Source organism: Rubellimicrobium thermophilum DSM 16684 (genome assembly GCF_000442315.1).
Lineage (GTDB): Bacteria > Pseudomonadota > Alphaproteobacteria > Rhodobacterales > Rhodobacteraceae > Rubellimicrobium > Rubellimicrobium thermophilum.
The window spans coordinates 179,042-196,123 of sequence record NZ_KE557321.1; the positions used below are offsets into that span (position 1 = coordinate 179,042).

The window sequence follows — 17,082 nt, forward strand, 5'->3', positions numbered from 1 at the left end:
GAGCCCTGCCGGGCCTGTGTTCGGCTGCGGGTTCGGATGAGGGGCAGTTTGGTGGGGTTGAGGCGTGCGGGGGGTTTGCGGCGGAGGCAGGCGGGGAGGATGCGGAAGCCGAGGGGTCTGAGGGGTTCGGGTCTGGAGCGGGGGAAGAGGTTCCAGTTGAGGGCGAGGAAGGCATCGAGGAAGCGGTGGAGTTCCTGGGTGCAGGTGGCGGCGAGGGCCTGATCGGAGCTGGGGGAGGCGGCGATATGGGCGGCGCGCCAGAGGGCCTGATGGGCGAGTTCTCTGGCATCGGGTCTGTCGGCGGCGAAGGCCTGGAGGCGGTCCCAGAGGGCGGAGAGGAGGGCATGGCGGGCCGGGGGGAGGCGTTCGGGGGCGAAGAGGAGGGCAGTCGAGGACATCATCGGGGGCCATGGGCGGGATCCGGTTCGGGGTCTGTTGCGGGTTGCGGCCGCTCTGGCACGGGGAGGGTTAAGAAAGTCTTCGCGCAACGCGCGCTGCGGGGGCGATTCGCGCAACACCCGCCCCGGCCCCCGCTCTGGCCCCCGCTCTGGCCCCCGCTCTGGCCCCCGCCCGCGGCGGCCCGCTCCAACCGGGGGCTGTCATCCCCCCCGGAGCCCCGCCGCGCCCTCAGGGCCACATCGCCAGGGGCGGCAGGCTCATCAGCACCGCCTCGGCGTCATGACCCGAGGCGAGGCCGAATTTCGTCCCCCGGTCCCAGACGAGGTTGAATTCGGCATAGAGGCCGCGATGGACGAGCTGGCGGGTGCGGTCGGCCTCGTCCCAGGGCTGGGCGGCGCGCGCCTGCGCCAGCGGCAGCCAGGCCGGCAGGAAGGCCTCGCCGATGGCGCGGATCAGGGCGAAATCCGCCTCCCAGTCGCCGCTGTTGCGATCATCGAGGAAGATCCCCCCCACGCCCCGCGCCCGTCCGCGATGGGGGATGAAGAAATAGTCATCCGCCCAGGCCTTCTGCCGGTCGTATTCCCCCGGCCAGGGGGCCAGGGCTGCGCGCAGCGTGGCGTGGAAATGGGCCGTGTCCTCGGGATATTCGATCGCCGGGTTGAGATCGGTGCCGCCGCCGAACCACCAGGCCGAGGGCGTCCAGAACATCCGCGTGTTGAGATGGACGGCCGGGACATGGGGATTGCGCGGATGGCAGACGAGGCTGATCCCCGAGGCCCAGAAGCGCGCATCCTCTGCCACGCCGGGCACGCGGGCGGCCATCGCCGCCTGGGCTGCCGCCCCGAGCCGGCCATGCACGGTCGAGACGCCGATGCCCATCTTCTCCACCACGCGCCCGCCCCTGAGCAGGGCCATGGTGCCGCCGCCCGCATCCTCGCCCTCTGGGGCGTGGCGGCGCGTCCGGCGCAGGGCGAAGCGGCCGGGGGCGATTCCGTCGGCGCCGGCGGCCGGACCCTCCTCCAGCGTCTCGACCGCGGCGATGATGCGGTCGCGGAGCTGTTCGAACCAGGCCGCCGCCCGGGCCTTCTGTTCGGCCATCGCCCCATCCGCCATCGGATCCATCGCGCCTCTCCCCTGTCGGCATTCTGTCCTGCTATCGGATAGCAGCCCTAGCACCCTTTGCCGCCCGCGCGCAGGGGGCTATGTCGGGGCGCAAATGCGGAGGCTGACGATGCGCGTCCCTGTCCCCCTGATCCTGTGTGCGGCGCTGGGCCTGGCCGCCTGCGAATCCCCGCGGGAGGCCTGCATCAACCAGGGCCTGCGCGAGCTGCGCATCGTCGAATCGCTGATCCGCGAGACGGAGGGCAATCTGCAGCGCGGCTATGCCCTCGAGGAGACGCAACAGATCCGCGTGCGACCCGATTTCTGCCCCGTCACGCGCGCGGATGGCAGCACCGGCCTGCAGCGCTGCGAGCGCACCGAGGTCCTCGATGTCGAGCGCCCGCGCGCCGTGGACCTGGCCGAGGAGCAGCGCAAGCTGGACAGTCTGCGCCAGCGGCAGGCCGAGCTGATGGCGGCTCAGGCGGCGCGGGTGCAGGCCTGTATCGCCGCCCATCCGCAGTAGTCCGCAGACGCAGGAGTCCGCAGCCGGCGTGCCGCCGCGGATCCCGCCCCGTCAGCGGCGCTGGCGCTGGCGCTGGCGTGCCGGGGCCGGGGTCAGGGGCTCGCGCGCATGGAGAAGCTTGTAGCGGCTGTCGCCCCCTGTCTCCTCCCAGTGGCGGAACAGGCCGGCCAGAGCCCCTTCGTAGGGCAGGTGGCGATTGGCCACCAGCCAGAGCTGTCCCCGCGGGGTCAGGGCGCGGGCCGCGGCGGCCAGGAAGGCCCGTCCCCGTTCGGGTGCGGCGCTGCGCCGCCCCCCATGGAAAGGCGGATTCATGACGATGCCGTCATAGGGGCCGAGCGGCGCGGCTGTCACATCCTCCCAGCGGAAGCGGGCCCGCGGATCGGTGATGTTGCGCCGCGCACAGTCGAGCGCGAGGCGGTCCGCCTCGAGGAGGTCGAGCTGCTCACCCCCTCGCGGGCGAGGATGGCGCGCGAGAGCACGCCGATCCCCGCGCCGAAATCCGCCATGCGGGCGGGCAGGCGGGCCGGAAGCGCCTTGGCCAGCAGCAGCGAGCCGGGATCGGGGCCGTCGGCGGAGAACACCCCCGGCTGGGTCCAGAAGCCGGCCGCCCCCGGCCGGGGCCCGGCCGAGGCCCAGTCCTCGAAGCCCGCGCCGCCCGCGAACCACAGCAGCCGCCCATGCCCCTGGGCGATCCCTTCGATCTCGGGGCGGCGGGCCAGCAGCTCGCGCCGGAGCGCATCCACCCCGTCCTCGCGCTGGCCATCGACGAGGACGAGCGGCGCCAGACGCGCCGCCTGCGCCACCAGCGCATGGGCCAGTGCCTTGGCCCGGGGGACGAAGACGAGGGCCGCGGCAGCGGGGGCGGGGTCGTCCTCCAGCCGGTAGCCGGCCGCCGCCCAGGCATCGCGTTCGGCCCGGTGACTGTGGTGGATGCGGACCCGTTCGGGCGGCAGAGCGGACAGATCCGCCGCGGCCGGCGGATGGAGCACCAGGACATCGCCCGGCGGCAGGGTCAGGCCCCCATCGAGGGCAGTGGCAAGGCGGGTGCGGGACAGGCCGCTATTCCTTTTCCATCGTGCATTGCAGCGGATGCTGATGCCGCTGCGCGAAATCCATGACCAGGGCAACCTTGGTCTCGGCGATCTCGTAGGAATAGACGCCCACCACCGCAAGGCCCTTCTTGTGGACGGTCAGCATCAGGTCGAAGGCCTGGGCATGGCTCATCCCGAAGAAGCGTTCGAGGACATGGACGACGAACTCCATCGGCGTGTAGTCGTCGTTGAGGATGATGACCTTGTAGCGCGGCGGGCGCTGGGTGCGGCTGCGCGTCTCGAGCTGGACGCCGGTGCCGCCGTCGCGCCCGGCGAGGCTGTGGCGGGGCGGAGCGGCCATGTGATACGCAAGTCCCGTCATGGGCGATCGCGGTCCGTCTCGGCGGTGATGTCCTGCAGGGCGGAATATAAGACGCAGACCCCTGCAAGAAAAGACGGAGGGCCGGCCCATGGGCAGGCGACTGACCATCGGATTCGATGCGGATGACACGCTGTGGCACAACGAGCGGTTCTTCCGCATGACCGAAGACCGCTTTGCCGAACTCCTCGCCCCGCATATGGAGGGCGAGGGGCTGCGCCGGCGGCTGCTCGAGGCGGAGCGGCGCAATCTGGGCCTTTATGGCTTCGGCATCAAGGGATTCGTCCTGTCCATGATCGAGACCGCGGTAGAGGCCACCGCAGGGCGCGTTCCCGCCGCCGTCATCGGCGAGATCCTGGCCATGGGGCGCGAGATGCTGGCCCATCCGATCGAGCTGCTGCCCCATGCCCGCGAGGCCGTGGAGGCCGCCCGCCGCCATGGCGAGGTGGTGCTGATCACCAAGGGCGACCTTCTCGATCAGGAGCGCAAGCTCGCCCAGTCGGGGCTGGGCGAGCTGTTCGACGCGGTGGAGATCGTCTCGGACAAGACGCCAGCCACCTATCTGCGCATCTTTGCCCGTCACGGGGGGCAGACCTCGGTCATGGTCGGCAATTCGCTCAGGTCCGATGTGCTGCCGGCGATCGCGGCCGGGGGCTGGGGCGTGCATGTGCCGGCCGGGTTCGTCTGGGGCGCTCGAGGCCGCCGACCCGCCCGAGGACCGCACGCGATTCCGCGAGATCCCGCATCTGGGCGAACTGGAGGGCCTGCTCGAGGAGATGGCGGGCTGAGGCCCCGCGCCGCGCCGGGCCGCGCCGCGGGGTGGATTCGCTCTCCGGTTGCGGCAGGGCTGCGGCCCCATTCCCACCGCAATTCCGCCTTAATCAAGATGCGGGGGTCGAATCGCAGGCGAACCGCAAGATGTGCCGCGGCGGGCGGCAGATCCTTGTGCAATTCCCCCCACGGAAAGGCTTTTTCGACTCGGGGGGGCATGCTAGGCTCGGGTCGGAGACAAGGCGATGGGACATGAATCCGCGCCGCTCCGGGGCAGAGGGACAGGGCAGAGGGACACGGATCGTGAGCAGGTTTCCGACTCGGCCGATGCGGCTGGCCTTTGCGATCATGGCCGGCCTGGTTCTGGCGATGGCGGCGCAGGCGGCCCCCTATGCCGCCTTCGTGATGGATGCCCGGACCGGCGAGGTCATCCATGCCGAGAATGCGGACACGCCGCTCCACCCCGCCTCGCTGACCAAGATGATGACGCTCTATGTCGCCTTCCAGGCGATCCAGCGGGGGGAGATCACGCTCGATACCGAGGTGCGCATCCCCGCCGCCGCCGCCGCCGAGCCGCCCTCGCGCCTCGGCCTGCGCGAAGGGCAGGTGATCCGCCTGCGCTATCTGCTGCGCGCGGCGGCGGTCAAATCCGCCAATGACGCCGCGACCGCCATCGGCTTTGCCATCGCCGGATCCGAGGAGGCCATGGCCGCCCGCATGAATGCCATCGCCGCCGCGATGGGCATGCGCAACACCCATTTCGTCAACATGCACGGTCTGACCGAGGCGGGCCATTATTCCACCGCCCGCGACATGAGCATCCTCGGGCGGCATCTGATCTACGACTTTCCCCAGTATTACAACCTCTTCTCGCGCCGCACCGCGGATGCGGGAATCGCCGAGGTCGTCAATACCAATCGCCGCTTCCTCGACAGCTATCCCGGCGCGGACGGGATCAAAACCGGCTATACCGTCGCGGCGGGCTACAACCTCGTGGCCTCGGCCCAGCGGGGCGAGGTGCGCATCATTGCCACCGTCTTCGGCGGCACCTCCACCGCCGACCGCAATGCCCGCGTGGCGCGGCTGCTCGACCTCGGCTTCGAACGTGCCCCGGCCCATGCGCCCTTCCGCTGGGAACCGCCCGCTGCCGTCTCTGCCCCGGCGCCGGCCCCGGCGCCGGCCCTGCCCGGATCCGTGCCCGTGGCGGCCAACAGCCCCTCTCCGCCTGCCGCAAGGACCGTTCGGCCGAGCGGACAGGTGACGGTGGCCCTGCGCCCTGTCGCCCGCGGCGGGACTGTGCCGGGCGGATCCTCGGGCGGGGCCGCCGCCGCCGCCGTGGCCGTCGCCGCCGTGGAGCCCGCCGCGATCGAGGGCGCCCTGGCCGAAGCCCTGGCCGAGGCGCCCGAGGAGGAGGGCGAGGGGGACGGCGCCCCGCGCGAGATCATCCTGACGGCTGCGGCCATCGATCCCGCCGCGGCGCCGCTTCTGGCCCCCGAACCCGAGGTGGTCAGCCGCATGTCGAGCTCGGGCGGGCATCACTGGGGGATCAGCATCGGCAGCTTCCGTTCCCGCGATGCCGCGGAACGGGCGCTGATCCAGGTCGCGCTGGCCGAATCCTCGGTCCTGACGGGGGGCGTGCGGCGTGTGGTGCAGCGTGCGGGCGGCTGGGAGGGCAGCATCCTCGGCCTGACGCGGGACAGCGCCGATCTGGCCTGCCGCCGGCTGCAGGCCCGCGGCACGACCTGCTTCATGATCGGCACCGAGGAACAGGCGGGCTGATCCGTCCTCCCCCTGCTTCCCCCTCCCCCCGGCCCTTCGGCCCCCGCTGCCTCTGCCGCAGGCCCCCAACGGGTCTGCCAGGGCCGGGGCTGCGGGCCTCAGCCCGGCGCCGCCCCCGCGGAAGGGGCGAATTCCGGCCCGCTCACATCCACGTCCTCGTTGCGCCCCTCGTCGAAGAGGGGATAGCGATCCACGACGGCCCGGATCTCGCGCTGGCGCGTGCCGGGATCGCCCCAGAGCACGACGACCTCTGTCCCCTGCACGGCCAGGCCGGCATCGAGCGAGGCCAGCGAGATCATCTTCCTGTAGCGATAGCTGTAGACCCGGCCCGACGAGATGCCGACCACGTTGCCGTCCTTCAGGACCAGATCGGAGACATGCGGCGCCGGCTGGGCCAGGGGGGGCATGTCGATCCGGAAATCCATGAAGGGATGGGGCGTTCCCTCGGTCAGGTAGGAGCGGTAGATGTCCAGCACATCCTCGGGGTTCCAGGTCAGGGTGGCGATGAGCCGCCGCGGTGCGGCCAGTTCGGCCTCGAGCGCCTGCCGGCCCATGAAGTCATGGTCCAGCCTGATGACATGGCCCCAGCCGACTTCCACCGGCGTGCGGTAGCGCAGGCTGGGATCCGGCCCCGCGCTGCCCCGCAGGTCTGTCTTGAACGGGGTGCCGCCGGACCGGGCCGTCAGATAGCGTGCGAAATCCGCATCCTCGAACCAGGGATAGAGGAAATGCACATGCCCCTGCGGAAAGCCGTTCTCCGTATGGTTCATGCGATACTGGGTCCGTCCCAGTTGCCGCAGCCCCAGCGGGCTGCCCGCCGCGAGAAGGGTGCGATAGACCGCATGCGCCGCTTCGGCCGGGCCGTGCACCTCATAGGCCAGTGAACCCGCCATGCCGACGCGCAGCACATGCACGGCGCATCCCGCGATCCGCGTGGCCCGCCGCCGCAGGAAGCGGATGTCGCGCAGGTCCTCTCCGGTTGCGGCCTGCAGCACCGCCAGCGATCGGGGACCGGCAACCTGGAACAGGAAGACCCGGCCGGTCAGGTTCTCTCCGGTCACGCGGTAACGCCCGCTCTCGGCGAGATAGCTGACCCAGGGCATCAGCCAGTAGGTGAGGAACGACTCCTCGCCCTCGCGCACGCAGATGCCATGGGCAACGATCTGCCCGGCCGGATTGCACATGATCAGATGTCTGGCCGCATCCACCGGGAAGCGGGTCAATCCGTTGACGGAATGGTCGGACAGCAGGCGCAGGGCATCGGGTCCGGACAGGCGAAAGGTCAGGGTCGGGTTCAGCGCCGCGGTCAGATAGGCGCCGGTCTTCCAGGACATGACCTCGTCGCGCCAGTCGCCGAAGGCTTCGGGATAGGCATTGCCGAACAGCATCTCGTGCCGGGCCACGCCGAGATCCACAGGGGCAAAGGGATTGTAGGGCAAGTTTTCTGCCGGTGTCATCTGCGTCTCCTCCCATGCCGGACGGTCATCCGCGATCCGGTCGTCCGGATTCTGACATCCGGCCTGTGCCGCAGGGCGCATGATCCGTGCACGGCAGAGTTTCGCCGCGCATGGCTTGTCATCCGGGGGACCGGGCCCGGCGAATCAGGCCGGGAATCAGGGCGGGGCCGGTCTGTGTCGGGTCAGGGGGCGGGTTGCCCGGGGGCCTGCCGCGATGGGGAAGGCGCCCCCCCGGCCCCGAAGGCCGCTGCCATCAGCGTCCGCGTATAGTCCGAACGGGGATTGGCGAAGACCGCCTCGGCCGGGCCCTCCTCGACCACATCGCCATCCTTCATCACCAGCAGGCGATGCGCCATCGCGCGCACCACGTTCAGGTCATGGCTGATGAACAGATAGGCCAGCCGATGGCGCGCCTGCATCGCCCGCAGAAGCTCGACGATCTGGACCTGCACGGTCATGTCGAGCGCGCTGGTCGGTTCGTCCAGCACCACGAGGCGGGGGCGCAGGATCATGGCGCGGGCAATGGCGATGCGCTGGCGCTGACCGCCCGAGAATTCGTGCGGATAGCGGTCCATCATGCTGGGGTCGAGGCCCACCTCCTCCATGATCGCGGCCACCCGGGCGCGCGGATCCTCCCCGCCCTCGAGGCGGTGGACGGTCAGCCCCTCGGCGATGATCTCGCCGGCGGTCATGCGCGGGGAGAGCGAGCCATAGGGATCCTGGAAGACGATCTGCATGTCCTTGCGCAGGGGGCGCAGGGCGCGCTGGGACAGCCCCGCGATCTCGCGCCCGAGAAACAGGATGCGCCCCGAGCTGGGCGGGATCAGCCGCAGCAGCGCGAGCGCCAGCGTCGTCTTGCCCGAGCCGGATTCGCCCACGACGCCGACCGTCTCGCCCTCGCGCAGCGACAGGCTGACGTCGTTGACCGCCCGCACATGCCCCACGGTGCGCCGCAGCAGGCCGCGCTGGATGGGAAACCAGACGCGCAGGGATTGCACATCGGCCACCGCGGCCGCATCCGCCGGCACGGGCGCCGGCCGGCCGGTCTGGCCGGCGGCCAGAAGCGTCCGGGTATAGGGATGGCGGGGATCGGAAAAGATCCGCTCGGCCGGGCCCTGCTCCACGATCAGGCCGCCCTGCATCACGCAGACGCGGTCGGCGATCCGCCGCACGATGCCCAGATCATGGGTGATGAACAGCATCGCCATCCCCAGATCGCGCTTCAGATCGGCCAGAAGATCGAGGAGCTGGGCCTGGATCGTCACGTCGAGCGCGGTCGTGGGCTCGTCGGCGACAAGCAGATCCGGGTTGTTGGCCAGGGCCATGGCGATCATCACGCGCTGGCGCTGGCCGCCCGAGAGCTGATGCGGATAGGCGCCGAGCCGATCGGCCGCCCCGCGGATCCCGACCCGTTCGAGCAGATCGACGATGCGGGCGCGCACGGCCTCGCCGCGCAGACCCTGATGCAGCTCGATCGCTTCGCGCAGCTGCTTCTCGACGGTGTGGAGCGGATTGAGCGAGCTCATCGGCTCCTGGAAGACAAAGCTGATGGCGTTGCCGCGCAGGCGCATCAGATCGCGTTCGGAGGCCTGCGCCAGATCGCGCCCCTTGTAGAGCACGCGCCCCTCCACCCGGGCATTGTCGCCCAGAAGCCGGACGGTGGACAGGGCAGTCACGGATTTGCCCGAGCCCGATTCGCCCACGAGGGCGACCGTCTCGCCCGGCTGGATGGCGAAGGAGACGCCGCGCACGGCATGGACCAGCCCGCCATCCTGCAGGAAGCGGACATGGAGATCCTCGACCTGGAGAAGGGGCTGGGTCACGCGAAGGTCTTCCGCGGATCGAAGGCATCGCGCACGCCCTCGAAGATGAAGACGAGCAGCGCGAGCATGATGGCAAAGGTGAAGAAGGCCGTGAGGCCGAGCCAGGGGGCGTGAAGATGATCCTTGGCCTGGAGCGACAATTTCCCCAGCGAGGGCGCCGAAGACGGCAGGCCGTAGCCCAGGAAATCCAGCCCCGCCAGCGTGCCGATGGCCCCGGTGACGAGGAAGGGCAGCATGGTCAGCGTCGCGACCATCGCATTGGGCAGCAGATGGCGGAACATGATCGTCCGGTCGGAGACCCCGAGAGCCCGGGCCGCACGGACATATTCGAAGTTGCGTGCGCGCAGGAACTCGGCCCGCACGACACCGACCAGCGCCGGCCAGGAGAAGAGGATGATGAGGAGGACCAGCAGCCAGAAGCTCCGGCCGAGGACCGCGAAGAGGATGATGATGACATAGAGCGAGGGCGTGCCCGACCAGATCTCGATGACGCGCTGGAGGATCAGATCCGTCCAGCCGCCGGTATAGCCCTGCAGCGCCCCCGCCGCGATCCCGATGATCGAGGAGGCCAGCGTCACGATCAGGGCAAAGAGGATCGAGAGGCGGAAGCCGTAGATGACGAGGGCGGCCACATCGCGCTTGTTGTAGTCGGTGCCCAGCCAGTTGTGGCGGTCCGGCGGCGAGAGGGCGGCGCCGGGGCGGTCCACGATGGTGGTGTAGCTGTAGGGAATGGGCGGGAAGATGATCCAGCCGCGATGGAAGGCCGGATCGGTGATCGTTCCGGCCCGGGCCGCCGCGATCAGCCCCTGGGGATCGTCGTAACAGGCCTCGAGGCCCCCCGTCTCGATCAGGCAGCGGGTTTCCTCATCCTGATAGCGCGCGGGCAGGGGCAGGTCGCCGCCGAAATCCGCCTCGGAATAATAGGTGAAGATCGGCATGCGCAGCTCGCCGCGGAAGCTCAGCAGGAGCGGCTTGTCATTGGCGAGGAACTCGGCGAACAGCGACAGGCCGAACAGCACCGAGAAGATCACGAGGCTCCAGAAGGCCCGGCGGTTGCGGCGGAAATTGCGCCAGCGGCGGCGGTTGAGCGGCGACAGCCAGGGCCGGCGCGCAGGGCGCAGCGGCGCGGGGGGCGGGGGCGGAACCGGCATGCTGGGGGTCGTCTGCGGAAGGGAATCGGCCATGGCGGTCAGCCCCGGCTCTCGAAGTCGATCCGCGGATCGACGAGGACATAGGTGAGGTCGCTGAGGATCCCGACGATCAGACCGATCAGCGAGAAGGCGAAGAGCGTTCCGAACACCACCGGATAATCGCGCGAGACGGCGGCCTCGAAGCCCAGCCGCCCCAGCCCGTCGAGGGAGAACAGCGTCTCGATGATCAGGGATCCGCCGAAGAAGACGCTGATGAACAGGCCGGGAAAGCCCGCGATGACGATCAGCATCGCGTTGCGGAACACATGGCCGTAGAGGACGCGCCGTTCGGACAGGCCCTTGGCCCGGGCGGTCATCACATACTGCTTCTTGATCTCGTCGAGGAAGCTGTTCTTCGTCAGCAGCGTCAGCGTGGCGAAGGCCGAGATGGTGGAGGCCAGCACCGGCAGGGTGATGTGCCAGAAATAGTCGAGCACCTTGCCGATCAGGGACAGCTCCTCCCAGTTGGGCGAGGTGAGGCCGCGCAGCGGGAAGATGCGCCAGTAGGACCCCCCCGCGAAGAGCACGATCAGCAGGATCGCGAAGAGAAAGCCGGGGATGGCATAGCCGACGATGATCGCTCCGGAGGTCCAGGTGTCGAAGGGCGTGCCGTCGCGCACCGCCTTGCGGATGCCCAGCGGGATGGAGACGAGATAGGCGATCAGCGTTGACCACAGCCCCAGCGTGATCGAGACGGGCATCTTCTCGATCACCAGATCGACGACCGATCGGGAGCGGAACCAGCTCTCTCCGAAGTCGAAGCGGACATAGTCCCACATCATGAGGAGGAAGCGTTCGAGGGGCGGCTTGTCGAAGCCGAACTGGATCTCGAGTTCGCGGATGAATTCGGGCGGCAGGCCGCGGGCGCCGATATAGGTGCTGCCGGCCTGATCGGTCGCGGCCTCGGTCAGGGCTTCGGCGTTGCCGCCGGCGAAGGATTCGAAGACATCGCCCCGTCCCTCGATCCGGGCGATCATCTGTTCGATCGGCCCGCCGGGGACGAACTGCACGAGGGTGAAGTTGACGATCATGATCCCGAGCAGCGTCGGGATCACGAGCAGGAGGCGGCGGAGGATATAGGCGCCCAAAGGCCGGCCTCAGCGCAAAACGCCGGCGGCGCGCAGGCGCGCCTCGCCTTCGGCATCGTGCCACCAGAAATCGAGCTGGCCCAGCGCGAAGGGCGGCAGCGGATCGGGATGGTCGAACATGTCGTAATAGGCGACGGTGTGGACATCCTTGTACCACTGCGGCACCCAGAAGAGGCGGGCGCGCAGCACGCGGTCGAGCGCGCGCACGGCGGTCTTCATCTCCTCTTCCTCATCGGCGGCGACGACGGCATCGATCAGCCGGTCCACGGCCGGGTCCTGCAGCCCCATCAGGTTGCGGTTGCTTTCGGCCGCGCCCTCGGAGCCGAACCACTGGCGCAGGCCGGTGCCCGGTTCCCAGTCCATGGCGAAGCTCTGGGTGGCGATGTCGAAATCCGATGTGGCGCGGCGCTGCTCCTCCTGGGCGGGATCCACCATATCGAGTCGGGCATCGATGCCGAGGCGCTTCAGATTCTCCACATAGGGCAGAATGATCCGCTCGAAGGAGGGGGAGGATTCGAGGAAGGAGACGGTCAGCACCTCGCCTGCGGCGTTGCGGCGCAGCCCGTCCGGGCCGATGGTCCAGCCCGCCTCGTCCAGAAGCTGGCTCGCACGGCGCAGATTGGCGCGGTCGATCTCGCGCGCGGGGTTGGAGACGGGGGGCAGCACCGCCTCGGCGGTGAGGATCGCCGGGTCGAGCAGGCCTTCGTCCACGAGCGGCTGGAGCAGGGCGCGCTCGCCCTCCGACGGGGGGCCTTCGGCCATCAGGTCGGAATTGCCCCAGAAGGACTGCACGCGGGTATAGAGGCCATAGAACAGCGTCGCGTTCGACCATTCGAAGTTGAACATCAGGCCGATCGCCTCGCGCACGCGGGGGTCCTGGAACTTCTCGCGGCGGAGGTTGAAGACGAAGCTCTGGGCCGAGGCGAGGTTGCCGTCGGGCAGCTCGGTCTTGATCACATGGCCCTGCTGGACGGCGGGAAAGTCATAGCCCGTGGCCCATTGCAGCGAGGAATTCTCGTTGCGGAAGGTGTATTCGCCGGCCTTGAAGGCCTCGAGCGCGACGCCGGCATCGGCGAAATACTCCACGCGGATGCGGTCGAAATTGGCGCGGCCGCGGTTGATGGGCAGGTCCGCCCCCCACCAGTCGGGGTCGCGCACCCAGGTGATGCGGCGGTTGACGTCGAAGCTCTCGAGCACATAGGCGCCCGAGCCGAGGGCGGGGCCGTCGGGCCAGGTCTGGTCGAGCCGGCGGCCGGTCTGTTCGAACCAGGCCTTGGACAGCACGGGGATGCCGCCCGCCAGGCCGATGCGGTCGCGCGGGGGGCTGTCGGGCGTGAAGTCGAAGCGCACGCGATGGGGGCCTTCGACGGTGACGCTCTCGATGAAGGAGCCGAAGGCGAAGCGGAAGCTTTCGAGCCCCTGTTCCATGAAGAGCTGATGGGAGAAGGCCACGTCCTCGGCCGTCAGGGGCGTGCCGTCGGAGAAGCGCGCCTCGGGCCGCAGGTTGAAGACGACCCAGGACAGGTCGGCGGGATATTCGAGCGTCGTGCAGAGATAGCAGTAGAGATCGGTCGGATCGTCGGCGACGCCGGTCAGGATCGTCTCCTGCCCGATGGAGGCCAGGGCGGCGGCATTCCCCTGGATGGTGAAGTTGTTGAAGCTGTCGAAGGTGCCCTGCGCCCAGATCGCGATCTCCCCCCCCTTGGGCGCATCGGGATTGACATAGTCGAGATGGGGAAAGTCGGCCGGATAGCGCAGATTGCCGAAGAAGGTATAGCCATGGGCAATGGTTACCCCCGCGGCGGCTGCCCCGGCCGTCTCCGCCGTGGGGGCGGGCTCCGGCGCGGTCTCCTGGCCTGCGGCAGGCCAGGCCGCCAGCAGGGGCAGGACCGCCGCGGCCAGACGCAGGCGGACAGCGGAGCGGGAGGCAGCGGGGCGGACAGCGGGACGGAATGCGGCAGGACAGGCTGCGGGCATGGGGGCTCCTCCTCGGGGGGGCGCGGGACCGCCGTCAGCTAACGGGCGTGGGGGCGGCCTTTCAAGCCGAGAATGCGTGAAGACCGGTGACCCATGGCGAAGGGGCCGCGCATGGCGAGTGGGGCGCGCCCGTCGGACGCGCCCCCCGGCGATCGATGGGCGATGTGCTGTCAGCCCGGATGGGCGGCCAGATAGGCGATCAGGTTGGCGCGGTCCTGAAGATTCGGCACGCCGCGGAAATTCATCGCCGTGCCGGGCGCAAAGCCGCGCGGATTGGCAAGGAAGAGGTTCAGGTTCTCGGGCGTCCAGACATCGGCGACCTTCTCGAGCGCGCCGGAATAGGCAAAGCCCTCCACGCTGTCGACAGCGCGTCCGACCACGCCGGCCAGATAGGGGCCGGTCTTGTTCTCTCCGGCGGTCAGCGAGTGGCAGGCGGCGCAGGGGCGGAACTGGCTTTCCCCAGCGGCGGCATCGGCATTGGCGAAGGCGGCGAGGAATTCTGCCGTCATCTCCTCCACGCTGACTTCGGGGGCCGCCTCGGCCGAGGCCGTCTCCACCGGGATGACATAGCCCTGCACGGCCTCATGCCCTTCGGCATGGGAGTCCCTGGCGGGATAGAAGCCATAGACCGCCGAGGCCAGCCAGCCGCCCAGAAGAAAGACCAGGAGCGCGCCGCAGAAGCCGCCCACGATCTTGGTCAGGGTCATCGTGTCGAACATGTCGCGTCCCGGTTCCCGTCTGCCGTGTCGGCGCCCATCTATCGGCTTCCCCACCTGTTGCGCAAGGTGTAGGCGCCGCGCAGGGGGCGCGACAGGTGCGGCATGGCGACGCCGGACATCCGCTGCCCGCCGGGATGGCCGCAGGACAGCCCAAGATGACGGGATCGGGACGGGGAGACAGCATGCCGCGCATCGCCTTTCAGGGAGAGATCGGCGCCTATGGCCACGAGGCCTGCCGCCTGACGCGGCCCGACCACGAACCCCTGCCCTGCCCGAGCTTCGAGGAGGCCATCGCCGCCGTGCGCGAGGGTCGGGCCGATCTCGGCATGATCGCGGTGGAGAACTCGACCTATGGCCGAGTCGCCGATGTCCATCAGCTTCTGCCCGAAAGCGGGCTGTGGATCGTGGACGAGGCCTTTCTGCGGGTGCGCATCAACCTTCTGGGCGTGCCGGGGGCGCGGCTCGAGGATATCCGCCGCGTCCGTGCGATGGCGATCCTGCTGGGGCAGGCGCGGGGATTCCTGCGCCGGCACCGGCTGGCCGTGCTGCCCTGGTCGGACAATGCCGCCGCCGCGCGCGAGGTGGCGCGCCTGGGCGATCCGGCCGAGGGGGCGCTGGCCTCGGAGGTGGCGGCCGAGGCCTATGGCCTGTCGGTCCTGGCCCGCGGGATCGAGGATCATGCCGGCAACACCACGCGCTTTCTCGTGATGGCGCGCGAGGCGGACTGGTCGCGGCGGGGGGCCCTCGGGATGATGACCGCGCTCGTCTTCCGGGTGCGGAACATTCCCGCCGCGCTCTACAAGGCGATGGGCGGCTTTGCCACCAATGGCGTCAACATGACCAAGCTCGAGAGCTACATGGTGGACGGCCGATTCGCCGCGACCCAGTTCTATGCCGAGGTCGAGGGGCATCCGGAGGATCCCCCCGTGGCGCGCGCCCTGGAGGAGCTGCGCTATTTCTCGGATCATGTGCGGCTTCTGGGGGTCTTTCCGGCAGCCCGGCTGCGGCATGAAGGCTAGGGAGGGGGGCGCTGCCCCCCGCCGCTGCGCGGCCCCCCCCGGGATATTTGCGGTCGGATGAGGAACGCGTCCTTCTCATCCGACGCCAAATATCCTCCGGGGGTCCGGGGGTGGAAAACCCCCGGTCCGCCCTGTCAGCCACCGCGCACCGCCTCGATCATGCGATGGACATGGTCGATGCGGGCGTCCGGCGTGATCCCGTGGCCGAGATTGAAGATATGGGGGCCACCGCGGAAGGCGGCGACGATGCGCCGCGTCTCGCGGATGAGGGCCTCGCCCCCCTCCACGAGCAGATGCGCAGGCAGGTTGCCCTGCACGCAGCCGCCGGTCTGGACATGGGCCGCGGCCCATTCGGGCGTCACCCCTTCGTCGAGCGCGATGCAGTCCGCCTTCGTGGCGGCATGGGTGCCGGCGAATCGCCCTGCGGCGCCGCGGGGGAAGGCGATGACCGGCAGGCCGGGATGGCGGGCCTTCAGCGCCTGCACGATCCGCCGCACGGGGGCGAGGGCATAGCGCGCGAAGTCGTCCCCCTGCAGCGAGCCGGCCCAGGAATCGAAGAGCTTGACCACCTCAGCCCCAGCTTCGACCTGGGCCGAGAGATATTCGACGGTCGCCGCCTCGACATGGGCCAGAAGCGATTCGAAGAGCGGGCGGTCGGCGGCGATCAGGGCATGGGCGGGTTCCTGCCCCGGCGTGCCGCGCCCGGCGATCATGTAGGTGGCGACCGTCCAGGGCGCCCCGGCAAAGCCGATCAGCGCCACTGCAGGGGGCAGCTCGCGCGCGAGGATCCGCAGGGTCTCGTAGACGGGCGCGAGGCGGTCATGGATGGCGTCGGCCGGTTTCAGACGGGCCAGATCCGCCGGGGTGGTCACGGTGGAGAGGCGCGGCCCCTCGCCCGTTTCGAAGGCGAGATCGCAGCCCAGCGCCTGGGGCACGAGCAGGATGTCGGCGAAGAGGATCGCCGCATCGAGGCCGAAGCGCCGCAGCGGCTGAAGCGTGACCTCGGCCGCCAGTTCCGGGGTGTAGCACAGGCCGAGGAAACTGCCGGCCCGTTCGCGCGTGGCGCGGTATTCGGGCAGGTAGCGGCCCGCCTGGCGCATGATCCAGATCGGCGGGACGGGCAGGATCTCGCCCGCAAGGGCGCGCAGCAGGGGCTTGGTCATGGCGCCCCGCCTGCCCGTCCCCCGGCGGGCTGTCAAGGCGACAGGGCGGCTGCGAGGGGCTCCCATGTCAGGCCGCGGCGCAGGCGCGCGGCCGGGCGGCCGCCTTCCAGAGCCAGGAGATGCAGCCAGCCATTGTCGAGGAGCGCCCGCATATCCGCATGGCGGGCGAGGATCGGCGTCATCGCCTCGGGCGGGGCCTCGATCAGCACGGTCAGGCGCAGGGGCTCGTGCACCAGGCGATCGCCGTCATGCACCGCCTGCCAGGGCAGACCAGCGCGCAGCGGCCCGCCATTGCCCTCGACCACGCCGAGCCCGCCGGTGACATTGTGCAGCAGCTTGTTGCCCGAGCCGAAGGCCGCCGGCGCCACGGCCGAGCCATAATACTGCAGCGCGATCCAGCTGGCCACGACGACGGGAGCGGTCAGGATCAGCTCGAGCGTGGCGAAATCCCGGTCGGCGCGCCAGGCATAATCATGCAGGAAGACGCGCCCCCCCAGATCCACCCCGCGCGTGAGGGCACGGGGGGCAGCGATGAAGGCCGCACAGCCCGCCAAGCCCCATTCGGGCCGCGTCTCGGCCCAGTCGGCAGCCCGTGCGGGCAGGGTGACGGGGCGCGCGCCCGGCAGGCGGGCGGCCCGCTCGGCTCGCGCCAGCGCCCCCGCC

15 protein-coding genes and 1 pseudogene are annotated in these 17,082 nt (G+C 69.9%); 4 read left to right on the top strand and 12 right to left on the bottom strand.

Annotation, left to right across the window (positions count from 1 at the left end):
* Positions 1–627 precede the first annotated feature (627 nt).
* The gene (hemF, locus tag RUTHE_RS08685) at positions 628–1,521 is read right to left on the bottom strand and encodes an oxygen-dependent coproporphyrinogen oxidase (protein ID WP_021098003.1); all 894 of its coding nucleotides are present in this window, start codon (positions 1,519–1,521) and stop codon (positions 628–630) included.
* 109 nt (positions 1,522–1,630) lie between these two features.
* Between hemF and RUTHE_RS08690 the strand changes: the two genes are divergently transcribed.
* Positions 1,631–2,023, top strand: a complete 393-nt coding sequence (locus RUTHE_RS08690; RefSeq protein ID WP_021098004.1) for a hypothetical protein — start codon at positions 1,631–1,633, stop codon at positions 2,021–2,023.
* A gap of 51 nt (positions 2,024–2,074) precedes the next feature.
* Here the strand turns inward: RUTHE_RS08690 and RUTHE_RS18280 are convergent, their stop codons facing one another.
* The 3 genes from RUTHE_RS18280 to clpS all read right to left on the bottom strand — a co-directional run bounded on the left by RUTHE_RS18280 (position 2,075) and on the right by clpS (position 3,415).
* Positions 2,075–2,410 carry a methyltransferase gene (locus RUTHE_RS18280; RefSeq protein WP_342662230.1) on the bottom strand — a complete coding sequence of 112 codons (336 nt, stop codon included), beginning with the start codon at positions 2,408–2,410 and terminating at the stop codon, positions 2,075–2,077.
* Positions 2,371–3,012, bottom strand: coding sequence for a methyltransferase (locus RUTHE_RS18285; RefSeq protein ID WP_021098006.1), 642 nt, complete (start codon positions 3,010–3,012; stop codon positions 2,371–2,373). The genes RUTHE_RS18280 and RUTHE_RS18285 overlap by 40 nt, the downstream gene beginning before the upstream one ends.
* 70 nt (positions 3,013–3,082) lie before the next feature.
* On the bottom strand, positions 3,083–3,415 hold the full coding sequence (gene clpS, locus RUTHE_RS08700) for an ATP-dependent Clp protease adapter ClpS (RefSeq protein ID WP_144079652.1): 333 nt from the start codon (positions 3,413–3,415) through the stop codon (positions 3,083–3,085).
* Between the two features lie 109 nt (positions 3,416–3,524).
* Here clpS and RUTHE_RS08705 point away from each other — a divergent pair.
* Positions 3,525–4,221, top strand: a pseudogene (locus RUTHE_RS08705) (HAD family hydrolase).
* Positions 4,222–4,531: 310 nt separating this feature from the next.
* The gene (locus RUTHE_RS08710; RefSeq protein WP_425413939.1) at positions 4,532–5,983 is read left to right on the top strand and encodes a D-alanyl-D-alanine carboxypeptidase family protein; all 1,452 of its coding nucleotides are present in this window, start codon (positions 4,532–4,534) and stop codon (positions 5,981–5,983) included.
* Between the two features lie 98 nt (positions 5,984–6,081).
* Here the strand turns inward: RUTHE_RS08710 and RUTHE_RS08715 are convergent, their stop codons facing one another.
* The 6 genes from RUTHE_RS08715 to RUTHE_RS08740 form a co-directional block, all read right to left on the bottom strand.
* Entirely contained in the window at positions 6,082–7,440 is a 1,359-nt protein-coding gene (locus tag RUTHE_RS08715) for an aminomethyltransferase family protein (protein ID WP_021098010.1), read from the bottom strand.
* Positions 7,441–7,622: 182 nt separating this feature from the next.
* Positions 7,623–9,263, bottom strand: coding sequence for an ABC transporter ATP-binding protein (locus tag RUTHE_RS08720; RefSeq protein ID WP_021098011.1), 1,641 nt, complete (start codon positions 9,261–9,263; stop codon positions 7,623–7,625).
* Positions 9,260–10,447 carry an ABC transporter permease gene (locus tag RUTHE_RS08725; RefSeq protein ID WP_021098012.1) on the bottom strand — a complete coding sequence of 396 codons (1,188 nt, stop codon included), beginning with the start codon at positions 10,445–10,447 and terminating at the stop codon, positions 9,260–9,262. Before RUTHE_RS08725 ends, RUTHE_RS08720 begins: the two co-directional genes overlap by 4 nt.
* A gap of 5 nt (positions 10,448–10,452) precedes the next feature.
* Positions 10,453–11,541 (bottom strand): microcin C ABC transporter permease YejB, encoded by a 1,089-nt coding sequence (locus tag RUTHE_RS08730; RefSeq protein ID WP_021098013.1) that lies wholly within the window; start codon positions 11,539–11,541, stop codon positions 10,453–10,455.
* Positions 11,542–11,550: 9 nt separating this feature from the next.
* Entirely contained in the window at positions 11,551–13,518 is a 1,968-nt protein-coding gene (locus RUTHE_RS08735) for an extracellular solute-binding protein (protein WP_021098014.1), read from the bottom strand.
* 170 nt (positions 13,519–13,688) lie between these two features.
* Positions 13,689–14,237, bottom strand: a complete 549-nt coding sequence (locus RUTHE_RS08740; RefSeq protein WP_021098015.1) for a c-type cytochrome — start codon at positions 14,235–14,237, stop codon at positions 13,689–13,691.
* A gap of 182 nt (positions 14,238–14,419) precedes the next feature.
* On the opposite strand from RUTHE_RS08740, the gene RUTHE_RS08745 reads away from it, so the two are divergent.
* On the top strand, positions 14,420–15,256 hold the full coding sequence (locus RUTHE_RS08745) for a prephenate dehydratase (protein WP_021098016.1): 837 nt from the start codon (positions 14,420–14,422) through the stop codon (positions 15,254–15,256).
* A 134-nt stretch (positions 15,257–15,390) separates the two neighbouring features.
* Here the strand turns inward: RUTHE_RS08745 and hemE are convergent, their stop codons facing one another.
* Both hemE and RUTHE_RS08755 read right to left on the bottom strand, forming a co-directional pair.
* On the bottom strand, positions 15,391–16,419 hold the full coding sequence (hemE, locus tag RUTHE_RS08750) for a uroporphyrinogen decarboxylase (protein ID WP_021098017.1): 1,029 nt from the start codon (positions 16,417–16,419) through the stop codon (positions 15,391–15,393).
* Between the two features lie 32 nt (positions 16,420–16,451).
* Positions 16,452–17,082: putative inorganic carbon transporter subunit DabA (locus tag RUTHE_RS08755; RefSeq protein WP_021098018.1), on the bottom strand; the 631-nt coding region annotated here is incomplete at its 5' end.

Excerpts from the sequence above, each read along its gene's own strand:
- hemF (WP_021098003.1), bottom strand. The coding sequence starts at position 1,521 with ATGGATCCGATGGCGGATGGGGCGATGGCCGAACAGAAGGCCCGGGCG.
- hemE (WP_021098017.1), bottom strand. The coding sequence starts at position 16,419 with ATGACCAAGCCCCTGCTGCGCGCCCTTGCGGGCGAGATCCTGCCCGTC.
- clpS (WP_144079652.1), bottom strand. The coding sequence starts at position 3,415 with ATGGCCGCTCCGCCCCGCCACAGCCTCGCCGGGCGCGACGGCGGCACC.
- RUTHE_RS08725 (WP_021098012.1), bottom strand. The coding sequence starts at position 10,447 with ATGGCCGATTCCCTTCCGCAGACGACCCCCAGCATGCCGGTTCCGCCC.
- RUTHE_RS08735 (WP_021098014.1), bottom strand. The coding sequence starts at position 13,518 with ATGCCCGCAGCCTGTCCTGCCGCATTCCGTCCCGCTGTCCGCCCCGCT.
- RUTHE_RS08715 (WP_021098010.1), bottom strand. The coding sequence starts at position 7,440 with ATGACACCGGCAGAAAACTTGCCCTACAATCCCTTTGCCCCTGTGGAT.
- RUTHE_RS08745 (WP_021098016.1), top strand. The coding sequence starts at position 14,420 with ATGCCGCGCATCGCCTTTCAGGGAGAGATCGGCGCCTATGGCCACGAG.
- RUTHE_RS08690 (WP_021098004.1), top strand. The coding sequence starts at position 1,631 with ATGCGCGTCCCTGTCCCCCTGATCCTGTGTGCGGCGCTGGGCCTGGCC.
- RUTHE_RS08740 (WP_021098015.1), bottom strand. The coding sequence starts at position 14,237 with ATGTTCGACACGATGACCCTGACCAAGATCGTGGGCGGCTTCTGCGGC.
- RUTHE_RS08710 (WP_425413939.1), top strand. The coding sequence starts at position 4,532 with ATGCGGCTGGCCTTTGCGATCATGGCCGGCCTGGTTCTGGCGATGGCG.